This is a genomic window from Prosthecobacter sp., assembly GCF_046154365.1.
Lineage (GTDB): Bacteria > Verrucomicrobiota > Verrucomicrobiia > Verrucomicrobiales > Verrucomicrobiaceae > Prosthecobacter.
Map to the genome: position 1 here is coordinate 132,511 of NZ_JBJXFV010000071.1, position 16,073 is coordinate 148,583.

The window sequence follows — 16,073 nt, forward strand, 5'->3', positions numbered from 1 at the left end:
TTTGGTGCGTTTGAATCGCTGGCTGCTCATCTTCGCCTTGTTCTCCACCACCGCTGCGCTGGCTGGCGGTTCCCCCATGACCTCGCGCATCGCCCGACGCGTGCTCGACATGTTTTCCAAATTCGCGCCGAAACAGAGCGATTACGGCCTCAGCGACCGCGAGAAAGAAATCCTCCAGCTCATGACCACCGGACTCATCAAGAAGGAAATCGCCGACCGGCTCACGCTGAGCATCCACACCGTCGATACCTATCTCCGCCGCATCTACGAGAAGCTGGAGGTGAACACGCGCACCGGCGCGGTGGCGAAGGCGTTGAAGGAAGGGCTGGTGTGAGCCAGTCGGCGACTTTGTGGATCAACATCTGCGTGAGGTGATGGCGTTCTTGCGCAAGTCGTCCGGCTGGCGACAAATGCACACCGACGTTCATCGACACCTCAACCCCGGCCTTTCCTCATGCTCTCCGGCATCTTCCCCGTCATCCCCACGCTTTTCACGACCACGAACCAGCCTGATCTGGAGGCGCAGCGGCGGGTGATCCGCTTTGCGCTGGATGCGGGTGCGCATGGCGTGGTGTTTCCCGGCGTGGCCAGTGAATACAGTCATCTCACGCTGCCGGAACGTGAGACGCTGCTGGCGCTGACCGCGGAGGAGGTGGCGGGTCGCGTGCCTCTGGTGGGCGGAGCGAGCGCGGCGACGGCGGCGGAAGTCATCGCGGCGGGCACCATCGCGATGCGGCACGGCATCCGGCATTTGATGATCATGGCACCGCAAGGCCTCGGAAACGATCTCGCGGCTCACCGGGCCTTTTTTGCCGAGATCGCCGACGGCTTGACTGGCGCGGAAATCATTCTGCAAAATGCACCGGTGCCCACGGGAGCGAGCCTGGGCGCGGCGGCCATCATCGAGATCGCAACGGCGATTCCGGCCATCACCTATGTCAAAGAAGAGACGCTGCCGTCAGGACCAGCCATCACCGCCATCCGTGCCGCGGACATTCCGCATGTGAAGGGTGTCTTCGGCGGCGGCGGGGCACGCTACATCATCGACGAGCTGGAGCGCGGAGCTTGTGGCGCGATGCCTGCGGTGGAGCTTACGGACCTGCATGTCGCGCTGTGGCGTGCCTTTGCCGGTGGAGATCACGCGGAGTCCCGCCGGCTCTACGGCCTGAGCCTGCCGTTGCTCGTGTCCCAGGCGCTTTATCGCATGAAACTGACCAAGCACGTCCTCGCCCGGCGCGGCCTCGGCAACACCACCCATGTCCGCGCCCCGCTGCCGGAGATGGATGCCTTCACCGTGCGCGATGTGGACACGATGCTCGATGACCTCCTGAAGCAGATGGGATGTTGGCGCCATGGAGTCGTGGAGTCATGAGGTCCACTGCATCACTGGTCACTCCAGCACGTCAACGACGATGACCACTCGCATTCCGCATCTCCGCTGGTGGATCGCCACGCTGTTGTTCTTCTCCACTGTCATCAACTACGTGGACCGTCAGACGCTGTCGGTGCTCGCGCCGGTGCTGACGAAGGAGCTGGGCATCTCGGACGTGGAGTACTCGAACATCCTCACCGCCTTCCTTGCAGCTTACACGCTGATGTATGTCGGCTCGGGGTTCCTCGTGGACCGCTGGGGGGCGAGGCTGGCGTTGTTTGTTTTCGTCGTGTGGTGGTCGTTGGCGAACATGTCGCATGCGCTGGCCGTGGGCGTGTGGTCGCTGGGCCTGCTGCGCTTCTTTCTGGGGCTGGGGGAGTCCGGCAACTTCATGGCGGCCTTTCGCGTGGTGAGCGAGTGGTATCCTGCCAAGGAACGTGCGTTGGTGCATGGCATCATCCAGGGCGGCGCGGCGATCGGCGCGATTCTCACGCCGCCGCTCATCACGTGGGTCAATGCACGCTACGGCTGGCAGCCAGCCTTTGTGATCACGGGAGCGTTGGGACTGGGTTGGGCCGTGTTATGGCTGCTGGTCTATCACCCGCCGGATCAACATCCGCGGATCACGGAGCAGGAACGCGCCCTGGTACTCACGGACGTGGTGACATCGGCTCCAGGTAATCGAGCGTCATGGCGACAACTCGCACGTCATTCTGAAATGTGGGGGCTGATGGCCTCGCGCTTCCTGTCCGACCCGGTGTGGTGGTTTTATCTCTTCTGGCTGCCGAAGTATCTCGTGGAGCAGCGCGGCTTCACGATGCTGGAAATGGGCATGCTGGCGTGGATCCCCTATCTGGCGGCGGACTTCGGCGCGCTGTTCGGCGGCTGGATGAGCGGCAGACTCATCGCGCGGGGCAAACCGGTGCTGGCCTCGCGTTTGAGCGTGATGCTACCCTGCGCGCTCATTATGCCGGTGTCGCTCGCCATTCATCATGTGCCCTCGCGCTCGATGACGATCGCGCTGATCTGCCTCGTGACCTTTGCGCACATGGCGTGGAAGACGAACCAGAACACGCTCACGAACGATATTTTCCCCAAACCGCTCATCGGCTCCGTGTCCGGCCTGCTCGCCTTCGGCACCGGCCTGGGTGGCACGCTCTTCATCTGGATGACCGGCCATGTCGTGCATGCGTTCGGCTATGGTGCCATCTTCATCATCATGGGCCTGCTCCATCCCATTTCGTATCTCATCACCCGCCGCTTCGTGCGGCATCCGGTAGCGAGTGTGGAGTGATGAAGTATTGGAGTGTTGGAGTGTTGGAACGCCGTTCATTCAATACTCCACCACTCCACCACTCCATTTCTCCACCCAGCCCCGCCCCGCCCATGCGCATCCGCTCTCTCCATGCCATTCCCGTCCGGCTTCCGCGCGATATCGCCAGTTCGCGAGGCACGGCGGGTTCGCCGACTTTGCTCGCGGGCAGCGGTGGTTATCGATGGTCCACGGCGTATCCGGTGCTCTACTCGGTGGACTTTGAGACGGCACTGGTGCGCATCGAGCTGGAAAACGGCCTCGTCGGCTGGGGCGAGGCGCAGGCACCCCTCGCGCCCGAGGTCGCGTGCAGCATCGTCACGCACCTGCTGCGTCCGGCTTTGGAGGGAGAAGACTTCGATGGCAGGCCAGAGCGCATCACGGAGCTATGGGAACGCATGTATGCCACGATGCGCGTGCGCGGCCAGACGGGCGGCTTCATGCTCGACGCCATGAGCGGGATAGACATCGCCCTGTGGGACCTCGCGGGCAAAATGGCCGGCAAACCCGTGTGCGCGCTCCTGTCTGATTCCCCGAAGTCACGCATCCCTGCCTACCTCAGCGGCACCACGGGCAGCACGCCGCAGGAACGCGCCGCCTTCGCCGCACGCTATGCCGATGAGGGCATCAGCCTCGTGAAGCTCTACTACGAGAGCGATTGGAGCGACCTCCTCGCCATCGCCGACGCCTTGCCGAGCACGATGAGTTTCGCCGTCGATGCCCTCTGGCATCTGCCGCCCGACAAGGCCGTCGGCATGGCCCGCGACCTCGATGCGCGTAACGCCCGCTGGCTCGAGTGTCCGCTCTATCCAGAGGAAATCGAAGCCCACGCCGCACTCGCCGCCGCCATCCGCACGCCCATCGCGCTCGGCGAGAGCTACCGCACCCTGCACGAGCTGCAGCCCTTCCTCGGCATTGCCAAGATCCTGCAGCCCGATCTTGGTCGCAGTGGCATCACCGGCTCCCTGCGCATCGCCAAGGCCTTCACGGGCCAGATTATTCCACATCTGAGCATCGCCATGGGTCCGCAAATCGCCGCCGCGCTGCATTTCGCCGCCGCCGCGGAAAACTGTGCCCTGTGCGAGTTCAATCCGCACGTCCTCGACACCGCCAACACCTTTCTCCGTGCTCCACTCCTCCGCCAAGGGCCCGACTACCACGTCCCTGAAGCCCCAGGCCTCGGCATCGAGTGGAATGAGCGCTTTGCCAGCATCAGCGGGCTAACATGAATCTCGCAGGGCTTGAAACTTCCTTGCCACGCCATTTCCGTGCCTCCCGGTCATTGAAGCCGTAAAGACCATCTGTCCGACGCCGGTTTTACCGCATCTGCCTTCCTGCTAGCAGCCTGTCCCGCGAAAGCGTGAAGCCCCCCAGTTTTCGGGCGAAGCGAGCTGCTAAGTATGTCGCCTCCAAGGCGTATGCATCTGACCCCACCATGACTTTTTGCTTTCGATCCTCATTCGTCGCCGCGCTCACCGTTGGCCTTGCCTTTGCCAGTGCTGGCTTCGCTGCGGAACCTTTTGATGCTTTTCTTGAGAAACACTGCATTCGCTGCCACGGGCCGGAGAAGCAAAAGGGAGATGTGCGCATCGACCAACTCTCGCGAGATTTCAAGCTGGGCGCTGACACGCATCATTGGGCGGAGATGATGGAGCAGGTGAACTCGGGCGAGATGCCGCCGAAGAAGGAGAAGAAGCCGACGCAGGAGGAAATCGCCACGTTTGTCACGAGTCTCGATTCACGCATCAAAGAAGGCCGGGCGGCGCGGATGGCGGCGCGGCCGGCGGTGGCGCATTATCGGCTCAGCAGAAAAGAGTATCAAAACACGGTCTATGATCTGCTCGGCGTTCGCTATGACCCTGCTAAGCCGGGGGAGCTGAATGAGGACACGCTGTGGCATGGATTTGAGCGCATCGGCTCGGAGCTGTCGCTTTCGCCGTCGCATGTGGATCGTTACTATCGCGCGGCGGAGCTGGTGCTGGACCGTGCTTTCCCCACGACAGCGGGTGAGGCACGAAAGGTGCGCAAGACGGCTGCCGAAATGCGTTACGGCGGCGGGAAGACCCAGCAGGTGGCGTTGGATCGATTCGGCATCAAGCGACCGCTGCGCCAACTCCTTTTTCCTGGTCATCTCCAGACCGCGCTTTCGTCCGGCTGGTTTGGCAAGACGGGGCCGGAGCACAGTGGGCTTTACAAAGTCCGCATTCAGGCCAGCGGCATCCGGCCGATCGGCGGTCAGGCGGCGCACCTGAGCATCGGCAAGCGGACCGGTGAGGAGACAGTGGATGGGCTCATCGAGTTTGATCTCACGGCACCGGAGGACAAGCCGCAGGTCTATGAGTTCGAGGTATTTCTCGAAATGCCGGCGGCGCTGGATTTTTGCGTGGTGGCGACCGATGTGGTGGACCGCAGACAAGGCGCGGCCTTCCGCGGTGCGCTCGGCGGGGGTGCTTATCTTTTCACGCATAGCAGCGAGACTCTGCTCTTAAATCCAAACGCGCCGCAGATGTTCGATGACAAGGGGAACGGCCTTTTCTCCACGGTGCTGCTTGATTGGATCGAATGGGAAGGCCCGCTGGTGTCGGAGGCGGAAAAATCACGGCGCGTGGGCTTGGTGCCGCCGGATGATGCCACGCCCGAGGTGGTGGCGGAGCATTTGCAACGCTTCGCCGATCGCGCCTGGCGTCGGTCGGTGAAAAAAGAAGAGCTGGAGCAGTATTTGCAATCCTACCGCACCGAGCGCGAGGCGGGCGAGAAGATGGCTGATGCTTACCGTGTCGCTTTGCAGGGTGTGATGACCTCCAGGCATTTCATCTACCTCGTCGAGGGCGACCCCGTGGCTCGCGAACGGCTCACCGATTCGGAAATTGCCTCGCGATTGTCGTATTTTCTCTGGAGCTCGATGCCCGACGACGGCCTCTCCACCGCGGCCAAAAGCGGCCTGCTGAATGGTGATGGCCTCAAGAAAGAAGTGGACCGGATGCTGGCCGACAGCAAAACCAGCCGCTTCATTGATGATTTTGCTCGGCAGTGGTTGCAACTGCACCGCGTGGGCATGTTCCCGCCAGACAAAAAGCTCTACCCGACTTACGACGCCTGGCTGGAGGAGAGCATGCGCTCCGAGGTCATTGAGTATTTCCGCGAACTCTTCGCGAAGAATCTGTCCTTAGATGGTTTCATCGATTCCAACTGGACCATGGCCAATGCGCGGCTCTGCGATTTCTACGGACTGCCGGAGCCGAAGGCGAGCGGCTTCCAGCGTGTGTCGTTGAAGCCCGAAGATCGTCGCGGCGGTCTGCTGACGATGGGCGCGGTGCTCGGCCTCACTTCCGACGGCACGCGCCATCGCCCCGTGCATCGCGGCGTGTGGCTCAGCGAGGTCGTTCTCGGCAAAACACCACCGCCGCCTCCTGCCAACGTCCCTGCCATTGAGCCCCCAACGCCGCAGAGCCCCAAAGCAACTCTGCGCCAAAAGATCGAAGCCCACCGCAACGACGCCAACTGCGCCGCCTGCCATGCCAAAATCGACCCACTGGGCCTCGCCTGGGATAACTACGATGCCGTTGGCCAATGGCGCACCCACGAGAAAGTGCCCGCAGGAGTCGGCAGCGACCCCGTCATCGATCCCTCCGGCCTGATGCCCGACGGCCGCGCCTTCAAAGACGCCACTGAGTTCAAGCGCCTACTGCTCGAAGACCGCGACAAGGTCGCCCGAGCCTTCATCGAGCACCTCTGCACCTACGCCCTCCGCCGCGCCCTCGCCTTTGACGACCAGGACGACCTCAAAGCCATCCAGGCCGAAGCAAAGAAGAGCGATTACCGGATCAAGGACATTGTCCGCGCTGTGACCCTTTCCGACCTCATCCGCAAGCGCTGACAAGACCCCGCTAGGCATCCTCATTCCATGAGCGTTCAATTTCGTCATCTCGCTTTCGCCTTCCTTTTGCTCAAAGGAACTTTGGTGCGCGCTGAACTCTCTGCAAACTCAGCCATCAGCGCCGTGCTGCCGCTTTCCTTCATCGAAAAGCACTGCGCGGACTGCCATGACGAGACCACGATGAAAGGCGATTTCAGGGCGGATTTGTTGGGCAATAATCTCACGGAGTCGGCGAGTCATACGGCATGGAGTCGGGTGCTCGCGCGGGTGGAAAGCGGCGAGATGCCTCCGCCCAAAAAAGAGCGCCCCGCAGAGGAGGATATCCTCGTGGCGCTCGGGGCGCTGAAAAGCGCCTTTCACAAAGAAGCTCTGGCCAAACACGGTGAAACCGGCCGGGTGCGTGTGCGCCGTCTCAATCGGCTCGAATACGAGAACACCGTCAGAGATCTGCTCGGCATCGACACGCCACTGCGGGATCTCCTGCCCGAGGATGACCTGCGCGATGGTTTTAGCAATCAAACGGCAGCGCTGAGCATCTCGCCGGTCCACATTCAGCAATACATGGCAGCGGCGGATCGCGCGCTCGAAGCGGCTAGCGTCCGCCAGGCTAAGCCAGAGACCAAAACGCATCGGTTTGCCTTTGACCACGAGGCGGAGAAGCCTTGGTCCGCCTACGCTCACAACCGGCTGCAGTGCAATCTGCACGGCGAGGATCTGCACTTCTTCCTCGACACGCACATCGAGGTGCCTGTGGCGTTGCGGCAGTTCGAGGCGGTGACGCGCGACACACCAGGCACGTTTCGCATTCGCATCACCACCGAGGCGCTCGGCACAACGGGCGGCGGGGATCTCATTTACAGCGTATGGCTCGCTTCGGGTGGCAAGCGACGCGAGTTGCTCGGCCACTTCGACGCGAAGCATCGCCAGCAGAGCGTGGTCGAGCTGACGCGTTCCTTCGATCGTGGGGAGACCCTCATCATCGCGCCCTATCGCATGGCCAAGGTGCGCATTGACGCCGGTTACAGCGTCTATGCACCGGACAAGCAGGAGAAGATGCCCAAAGGCTGGCATTTCCTCAACAATCCCAATCCGCCCATTGCCACGGTGGGGCCAGCCATCGTGGTGAAGCCCTTGGAGATCACGGGTCCGCTGATCGAAAGCTGGCCGACACCAGGGCACAAGCTGCTCTATGGCGACGATACGGAGCTGGCTCCCGCCGCAGAAGTCGCAAAAACGGCGCGGGTGCCGGATTCGATACTCCGTCCTGTGCGCGCTTATCGGCAGCTCAAGGACACCGTCACCGTCCGGTTATCGGCGGACAAAGTAGAGCCCGCCATCCGTGAAGTGCTCAACCGGTTCATCAGCCGCGCGTTCCGCCGACCTGCGAAGGCCGAGGAGGTTGAGCTTTACCAAGCGATGACTCGTGACCGACTCGCCAAAGGCGAATGCCTCGAGGTCGCGCTCAATGCCGCGCACCGTGCCGTGCTTTGCTCACCGGAATTTCTCTTCCTCGTCGAACAGGGGCCGAAATTGAATAGCCACGAGCTGGCCGCACGCCTCTCTTATTTCCTGTGGCGTTCCGCTCCTGACGTTGGCCTGCGCAAGCTGGCGGACAAGGGTGAGCTGACCAAACACGAAGTGCTGCGCAAAGAGGCGGCCCGCTTGATCGCCTCGCCGCGCTTCGAGGCCTTCGTTACTGACTTTCTCGCTCAATGGCTCAACCTGCGCGAGATCGACGCCACCACGCCGGACCGCGATCTTTTTCCCGAGTATTTTGAAAGCATCGGAGACGGTCGGCAAGATGTGTTTCTGCATGACTCGCTGGTCGGGGAAACACGCACCTATTTCCGCAATCTCGTGGAGCGTGATCTCGGCGCGACGATGCTTGTTTCGGCGCCCTACGCATACCTCAATCAACGTCTGGCTGAGCACTACGAATTGCCTCCGGTAAAAGGCGCTGCCCTGCGGCGCATCACTTTGCCCGCTGACAGTGTGCGCGGTGGATTGCTCACGCAGGCGAGTATTCTGAAGGTCACGGCCAATGGCGCGAACACTTCGCCCGTGCTGCGCGGCGTGTGGCTGCTAGAGAGGATCGTGGGCACGCCTGCCCCGCCTCCGCCGCCGAATGTCGGATCCATCGAGCCCGACACGCGGGGTGCGACCACCGTCCGCGAGCAACTAGCCAAGCACCAGTCGGTGAAGACCTGCGCTGGTTGCCATCAGAAGATCGATCCACCTGGTTTCGTGCTCGAGGCCTTTGATCCCATCGGGCGCTATCGCGACTACTACCGCACCACCGAGACGGGTGAGAAGCTCAAAGATCTGAAGGCCTTCTTCGGTGCCCACTATGGACAGGTCAAATACCTCAAAGGCGCCACGGTGGACACGCGGAGCCAGTTGCCCGGCGGGATCGAAGTCGCCGATGTCCGCGCCTACAAGGCGGCGCTCGCCACGCGGCCCGAACTCCTCGCGCGCAACTTCGTCCGCAAACTCGCCACCTTTGCCACAGGCGTGCACACGGAGGCTGGCGATGAACTCGTCATCGATGCCATATTGAAAAAAACCAAGGCGTCCGGCTTTGGCCTGCGCACGCTGATTCACGAAGTCGTGCAGAGCGAACTTTTCACCCAGAAATAAGCATTGTATGAAACCGATCTCACGCCGCCTCTTCCTGCGAAACTCCGGCATCGCCCTTGGTTTGCCGATGCTCGAGTCCATGCTGCCAGCGGGCCGTCTCGCGGCTGCTCCGGCCGCTACGCCCCGCCGCATGGTGTGCATCGGCGTTCCCTTCGGTTTCGATCCCACGGCCTTCGTGCCCACCACCACTGGCCGCGATTACACGCTGCCTGCGCACCTCACGCAGCTTGCGGCCTTACGCGATGACTTCACGGTGATCAGCGGCCTGAGCCATCCCAACACTGGCGGTGGCGGACACAAGGCGGAGGCTGTCATGCTCACTGGCGCGCCTTATCCCGATTACTCGTATAATTTGAAAAACACCATCTCGGTGGATCAAGCCTTTGCTGCCAAGTTTCGCGGGGAGACCCGCTACGAGAGCTTCGCCCTGACCACGCAAGGCGGTTCGCTCTCCGTCACTGCCAATGGTGTTACCATTCCCGCCATCGACCGGCCCTCGGCAGTCTTCAAGAAGCTCTTCCTCGCTGCCACTCCCGCCGAGATGGATGCCGAGATGCGCCGCATTGATGAAGGTCGCAGCATGCTCGATTTCGTGGGTGATCGCGCCAAGAGGCTCAATCGCCAGATCAGCAGTGCCGACCGCCAACGCGTCGAGGAATACTTTGAATCCGTCCGCGACGTGGAACGCCAGCTCCAGATGGCCCGTGAGTGGGTGAATCGCCCCAAGCCCAAGGCCATCGGCAGCGAGCCCAAAGACATCGGCGACAACCAGCAGCAAAAGGCGAAGTTCCAGCTCATGATCGACATGATCCACCTCGCACTGGTTACCGACTCGACCCGCGCTGTGAGCCTCATGACCTTCGGCATGCATCACGACCTCTCCCACCACGGCAAAGAGCCGAAAAAGCTCGCTGCGTGCCGCCAAGTCGAGGTGGAACTCATCCAGGCCTTTAGCGGCCTGCTTGGGAAGCTGAAGAGCGCCAAAGAAGGTGCCACCACCCTGCTCGACTCCACCATGGTCATGATGACCAGCAACCTGCGCGATGGAAACACCCACTGGACCTACAACCTGCCTGCCATCCTAGCCGGCGGCGGCTTCCGCCACGGCCAGCACCTCGCCTTCAACCAACCCTATCTCGATGAAGTGAAGCTGGAACTCAATGCGACTGATGGGAAGAAGATCAACCCCGAGAAAAAGATTCCCCTCATGGGTCAGAACCAGCAGCCGCTCTGCAATCTCTACACCTCCATGCTGCAAAAAAGCGGTGTGGAGATTGAGCGATTCAGCACCGCCACGGGGCCCCTTGAGGGGCTCGCGTAGTTGACGATCACTCACAAACCAAGAACAAAGAACCAAGAACACTCATGAACATCCAAACCCAATCCTGGCTCCTCAATCGCCGCCACGCCCTCAAGGCACTCGGCAGCTTCATCTCATTGCCGATGCTCGAGTGCATGGTGCCACTGCGGGCCGCAGAAAGCGCCACGGCAGCGCCGAAGCGCAGCGCTTTCATCTATTTGGCCAATGGCGTGCATTCGCTGAACTACCAAATCACCAAGGAGGGCAAAGACTATCAGTTCTCGCGGTCATTGAAGCCACTGGAGAAGCATCGCGATGTCATCACGCCCATCAGCGGTCTGCATCATCCGGGAGCACTCAGTCATCATCACAATTGCATCAGCGTCTGGCTCACCGGCGGCAAGCTCGGGCCTTCAGATCACAACACCATCTCTGTGGACCAAAAGATGGCCGAGATCACGGCGCTGCACACGCGTTACCCCTCAATGGAGGTCGCCATCACGCAGGATTCGCTCGCGTGGACCGCCGACGGCGTGCGGTTGCCTGCGATGCGTCGCTGCAGTGAAATCTTCGCCTCCCTCTTTGAGGAACCAAAAGGCGGCAAAATGGTCCAGCGACGGGCCTTGCGCCGCAAAGGCAGCGTGCTCGATGCGAACCTCGCCGAAGTGCGTCAGCTCGAGAAAAAGATGGGCTCCGAGGACAAAGGACGCATGGAGCAATACCTCACCTCCGTCCGCGAAGCCGAGATCCGCACGCGGCGGGCCGATGCCTGGCTCGACACACCGTTGCCCTCCATCTCCGAGGCCGACCGCAACCGCACGAACCGCGACATCGCCGCCACCAAGGCGGGCGATTATTTCCGCAGCGTCTATGACCTCATGGTGCTCGCCTTTCAGACAGATGTGACCCGTGTGGCCACCTTCAGCCTCGGCGGCGAAGGCGATGCCATCTCCATCCCCGAAATCGGCATCACTGAGTCGCGTCATCAGCTCAGCCATCACGGCGGCGACGCGGGCTACATGGAAAAGCTCACGAACTACGATACCTTCGCCATCGAGCAGTTCGGCTACTTTATCACCCGCCTCTCCGAAACCAAAGACCTCAGCGGCAAGCCTCTCCTCGGCTCCACGATGGCTCTCTTCGGCAGCGGCATGTCCTACGGCCACAGCCACGGCAACGCCAACCTCCCGCTCGTGCTCGCCGGCGGCTCCGACCTCGGCCTGAAGCACGGCACGCACCTCGACTTCAACAAATCCGCCAAAGACTTCCAAGGCTACACCTTCGGCCCCGACGGTGCCCTCACCACCGCCCACTACCAAGTCTGCAGCCGCCCCGTGAACTCCGACGCCCACATGAGCAACCTCCTCCTCCTCATGGCCCAGCGCATGGGCGTTGAAACCGGCCAATTTGGCGATAACAACAAAGTCATCGCGATCTGACCCGGAGACAGGAGTTGGTAAAAGATTTCAGGTAAAAGATGAAGACAGCTTTCTGAATCTTTTACCCCCCATCTTTTACCAGCCCCTCTCGATTCATTCCCCTGTCCCCATTCTCTTGTCGAAAATGATGATTCCACTACTCCGATGACCCGAGACCAAAGCACCATCTGGCTCGTGGCGTTGTGCCTGGGACTTTCATTGCTCGTAGCTTCCGCACACGCCGAAGAGAATGTTTTTCGTCCCGAAGCGGGAAAGTTCCCGCCGTTGGACAAAGCACACGCCTACCGTGGTGAACTCGTCTTCGTGGATCACGCCAACCGCCGTGGCAGCATCCGTGTGGAAGGCATGGGCGTGTTTCGCATGAACGATCCGCATCCTTTCGCCATGCTGCCCTACGGCATGGTCCGGTATCACGGCGCACCGGCGGATCTGCGCGACATTCCACTCGGCACCATGCTGCACGTGCGCGCCTTTTTGCCACCGGACCCGAAGACTTCCGCCGTGCCGGTGCTGCCGATCAACAACAAGGACAAAGACGCGAACCACCGCCGTGGCATCGGCATCTTCCCCGCCGAGAACCATGTGCTCCTCCTCGAAGACGAGCCCAGCCACTGTCTGCGCGAAGGACACGTGTGGAAGCTCAAGGAACTGGAGATCAAAAACCATGAAGGCACTCTCATCGCCAGCCGCGAATCGAAAAATGGCACCGAAGGCAAGACCAGCGAGGAAACACTCTCCTTTGACGCCGCCACCCGCGTCTGGCGTGGCCGCAAATGCCTCCGCATCGAGCACCTGATCGCCGATGGCATCTGGCCCACCGAAGGGAAAAAGGCTCTCGGCGGTCAGTCCGTCCAACTCGGCATCACCTGGAAGCCCACGCTGGGCGGTGTGTTCACCCGCTTCCACATCTCCGACATCTGGCTGGACGACGCCGCGATGCAAAACGCCGCGATGCAACAAACCGAGCTGCACAAAGCCTTCATCCGAGGCCGTTGGATGCCCGCATGGATTGATGCCGTCGAGTATGGCAAGTTCGGCCGCGCCGCCGTGACCGCCACGCTCTTCGGCGGCATGGACGCGTCGCTCTACGCCGAGTTCAGCAAGGGCACCGCCGCATTGATGAATGGCGTCGAGAACACCCTGAAGCACACCGAAGGCGGCACCGCCGGTCCCACGCAGATGGCCGCACGCGGGAAGCTCCTCGACGTCACGCAGTTGCCCGGTAATGCCCCGCTTGGCAGCAGCGGCATCCAGATCCGATTTGAAACCGACCTCATCACCGAAGGCATGCGCCCCACGCGCATCGTCAAAGTCCGCCCGAATAGCTGGCCGGATGTCCACCTGCCACGCGAAGAGTATCTCGGCAACGGCGCCTCCAACATCGACGAGCGCTTCCCGACACCGGCCATCTTTCCGAACTACTGATCTATATCAAGCATCGACATGGAACAAGGGAACGCGCAGCCCCTTGACTCGTAGTTTAACTCCGTGTAGCTAATTCATGATGAAGCTCGAAGAAGGCCAGACATTTCTCTCGCTGTATCTCGACCCAGGACGGGTCGAGTATGCTGCCGGATCTGCTCGCGAAGTGGCTTCGAGCGAACGCTGGCAGCGGGAGACGAAGCGATTGGGCCAAGTGCCGACGCCGCCTGCCGTAGCATCGCTCATGGCCCGGTGGGTGATGTCCGCCAAGCCGGAAATCGTGCTCGATCCGGCGGCGGGGCTGGGAAACTTGCTCCATGCTTGTGCTGACATTTGTGACGGCGTCAAGATGGTCGCCGTGGAGCGGGATGAGGACACGTTTCAGCAGGCAAAACGCACGGCACCGCATGGCACGAAGCTGATTCTTGGGGATTACCTGTTCGCCGAGTCGGGTCAGTTCACGGGCATCATTGCCAATCCGCCGTATGTGAAGTCGCAGCGGCTTGAATACTCGGATGCTGAGTGGCGCTACTTTGATGAGCGATTTGGTGTGCCACTGGATCGGCTGACGAACTTGTATGCGATCTTTCTGCTCAAGATTTGGGACGACCTAGCTCCCGGTGGACGTGCCGCTGTGCTGCTCCCAGCGGAGTTCATGAACGCGAACTTCGGAGAGGAGATCAAAGAGCGACTGCTCAACGCGATGCGTCCTGCGGGTGTGATCGTCTTTGCACCGGAGTTGAACTTGTTCGCCGATGCGTTGACGACCAGCTCGATCATTTTTCTGGACCGGGGCGACACGAATAATCGCCCGATAAAGGCGATCAAGGCATCGTCGCTTGAAGCGGCTGTGGATTTCGTTGGCGAGCTGCTTGGACAACCAGTGACGGCATCCACTCGGGCCATTCACGATCTGCGCACCTTCGTTCCACGCGAGAAGTGGCTGAACGCCTTGCTGGAGAACGAGCCATCGAAAGACGTTCATCATCTGACCCAGAAGATTGGCGATTACTTTCAGTGTCGGCGAGGCATCGCGACGGGAGCCAACGACTTCTTCTGCCTTAGCGAATCGCTTCTGCACGAGCATCGGCTGACGCAGGAGCACATCGAGCCTTGCGTCACAAAGGCGACCGATGCCGATGGCATGGTCTTCACTCGTCACAAGCTGACCCAACTGGCGGACTCGGATCGGCGCTGCTACCTGCTCAGTCCGCGAACGAATGGGGCCGAACTCGAATCCTATCTTCGCGCGGGTCAGGCGCTGGGGATTCATGAGCGGCATCTGCCAAGCCATCGTCCTGTTTGGTATCAGCCTGAGAACCGTGCCGTCGCTGATGTGTGGGTGGCGGTCTTTTCTCGTGAGACGGTGAAGTTTATCCTCAACACCTCGGGCGCGAAGAACCTCACTTGCTTTCATGGATTGTATGCTCGTAACGGCCAGACCAGCCTCGCGCCGTTGGTGGCCTTGTTCTTGAACAGCTCATGGGGCCGCATTGCCTTCTCGCAAGTAAACCGCTTCTATGGCGATGGCTTGAACAAGCTTGAGCCGAAGGATGTGGAAGCTATGCCTTGCCCGACGTTACCCGCGCAAACGACGGAGCAGGCAAAGCAGCTCACCGCCCGCCTGATTGAGCTTGAGTCAGTGCCAGATGACGAACGTCGCCGAATCATGGACCGCATGGTTGCAGAGATGCTGGCCTTGCCCGTCATCAATGCCGCCGAACCTAAACAGCAGGCAGAAGCACCCGCCGGGCCGCTTCCGCGTCCAGCGAAAAACCTCCGCCGCACGGCACCACGAAAGCGTCGTGCCGTCCCAGCTCAGTGACGCGGTGCTCGGCCTCGAATCGAGGCATTTCCGTGGCTGTGCCGATCTTGGCACCGCTCGTGATCGGGATCATGATCGTTGCCTTCTCCTGGCTCTTGGCAGGTGTCTCGATGGTGAAACCGGTGCCGCTGGCGATGATGGAGAAAATGTCGAGGAAGTTGATGGCGAAGATCGAATCGAAGAACACCTGACAGTAGCTCTGCACCACGCCGTAACGTTCCAACCAGCGATACACGATAATGAGGTCTTCCACCTTCACGGTGAAACTCGGCGTCTCACGAGCCGTCTTGTTTCCAGCCTCACGCTGCTGCTGACGCACTCGCATGTAGGTCAGCGCCTCGAACTTGCTGGAACGCACTTCGATGGAAGTAAGAGCTTGATTCACGAAGGCGTCACTGTCGGCATGGCTTAGCTCTGAAATGTCGTCTGGCGCGACAACATGGCTTGGCAAGATCAGCAAGTCGGGCCGCTTGCCGAAGCGTCGTGTTTCTTCGATGCCGGCCAGATACCTTGCCTTGAAGTCAGGATGACCTGCGGCGATTCGGTCCGTATTGCCATACTGCACGACCTTCAAATCCGAGAACACAGGACGAAGCGCGAGAGACAGGCTGTGCTCCGCCCAATCACCCATCGCTCGATTCGCCAGGAACTCCGAACGCGCATCCGTTGGCACCGTGATCTTCTTCGCAGGCAGCTTGCCTTCACCGCCAAACTCCAAATGCCGTGCTTCGATGCCTTTACGTTCCAGCGTCGCGATGACTCCAGTTAGTTCTGCTTTGTTAGGAGGTTGAAGCCTTCGCCGGAGCAACTTTTTCCCGTTTGCGTTGGCGTTTGAGGGCGTTGGCTGCCGCACGACGACGTTTCTCGTGGCGACGCTCGATGCGCTCGA

11 protein-coding genes are annotated in these 16,073 nt (G+C 60.9%); 10 read left to right on the forward strand and 1 reads right to left on the reverse strand.

The features are described 5' to 3' along the window. Positions 1 to 4: 4 nt before the first annotated feature. From ACKVY0_RS10020 to ACKVY0_RS10065, 10 genes are all read left to right on the forward strand, one after another. Positions 5 to 334: a response regulator transcription factor gene (locus tag ACKVY0_RS10020; protein WP_409214676.1), complete on the forward strand. Its 330-nt coding sequence runs from the start codon at positions 5 to 7 to the stop codon at positions 332 to 334. A 120-nt stretch (positions 335 to 454) separates the two neighbouring features. Then, positions 455 to 1,372 carry a dihydrodipicolinate synthase family protein gene (locus tag ACKVY0_RS10025; RefSeq protein ID WP_409214677.1) on the forward strand — a complete coding sequence of 306 codons (918 nt, stop codon included), beginning with the start codon at positions 455 to 457 and terminating at the stop codon, positions 1,370 to 1,372. Positions 1,373 to 1,412: 40 nt separating this feature from the next. Further along, complete coding sequence (locus ACKVY0_RS10030; protein ID WP_409214678.1) at positions 1,413 to 2,666, forward strand: MFS transporter; 1,254 nt, start codon at positions 1,413 to 1,415, stop codon at positions 2,664 to 2,666. Between the two features lie 92 nt (positions 2,667 to 2,758). Further along, positions 2,759 to 3,913 (forward strand): mandelate racemase/muconate lactonizing enzyme family protein, encoded by a 1,155-nt coding sequence (locus ACKVY0_RS10035; RefSeq protein WP_409214679.1) that lies wholly within the window; start codon positions 2,759 to 2,761, stop codon positions 3,911 to 3,913. Positions 3,914 to 4,119: 206 nt separating this feature from the next. Next, on the forward strand, positions 4,120 to 6,561 hold the full coding sequence (locus ACKVY0_RS10040; protein WP_409214680.1) for a DUF1592 domain-containing protein: 2,442 nt from the start codon (positions 4,120 to 4,122) through the stop codon (positions 6,559 to 6,561). A gap of 27 nt (positions 6,562 to 6,588) precedes the next feature. Next, entirely contained in the window at positions 6,589 to 9,198 is a 2,610-nt protein-coding gene (locus ACKVY0_RS10045; RefSeq protein ID WP_409214681.1) for a DUF1592 domain-containing protein, read from the forward strand. Positions 9,199 to 9,205: 7 nt separating this feature from the next. Further along, positions 9,206 to 10,519: a DUF1552 domain-containing protein gene (locus ACKVY0_RS10050; protein WP_409214682.1), complete on the forward strand. Its 1,314-nt coding sequence runs from the start codon at positions 9,206 to 9,208 to the stop codon at positions 10,517 to 10,519. Positions 10,520 to 10,563: 44 nt separating this feature from the next. Beyond that, a complete protein-coding gene (locus ACKVY0_RS10055) occupies positions 10,564 to 11,937 on the forward strand; it encodes a DUF1552 domain-containing protein (RefSeq protein WP_409214683.1) in 1,374 nt (457 codons plus the stop codon). Positions 11,938 to 12,081: 144 nt separating this feature from the next. After that, a complete protein-coding gene (locus ACKVY0_RS10060; RefSeq protein ID WP_409214684.1) occupies positions 12,082 to 13,362 on the forward strand; it encodes a hypothetical protein in 1,281 nt (426 codons plus the stop codon). Between the two features lie 76 nt (positions 13,363 to 13,438). Then, complete coding sequence (locus tag ACKVY0_RS10065; protein ID WP_409214685.1) at positions 13,439 to 15,184, forward strand: class I SAM-dependent DNA methyltransferase; 1,746 nt, start codon at positions 13,439 to 13,441, stop codon at positions 15,182 to 15,184. Here the strand turns inward: ACKVY0_RS10065 and ACKVY0_RS10070 are convergent. Then, on the reverse strand, positions 15,084 to 16,073 hold a 990-nt coding region (locus ACKVY0_RS10070; protein ID WP_409214686.1), incomplete at its 5' end, for an AccI family restriction endonuclease. The two genes, ACKVY0_RS10065 and ACKVY0_RS10070, sit on opposite strands and share 101 nt — an antisense overlap.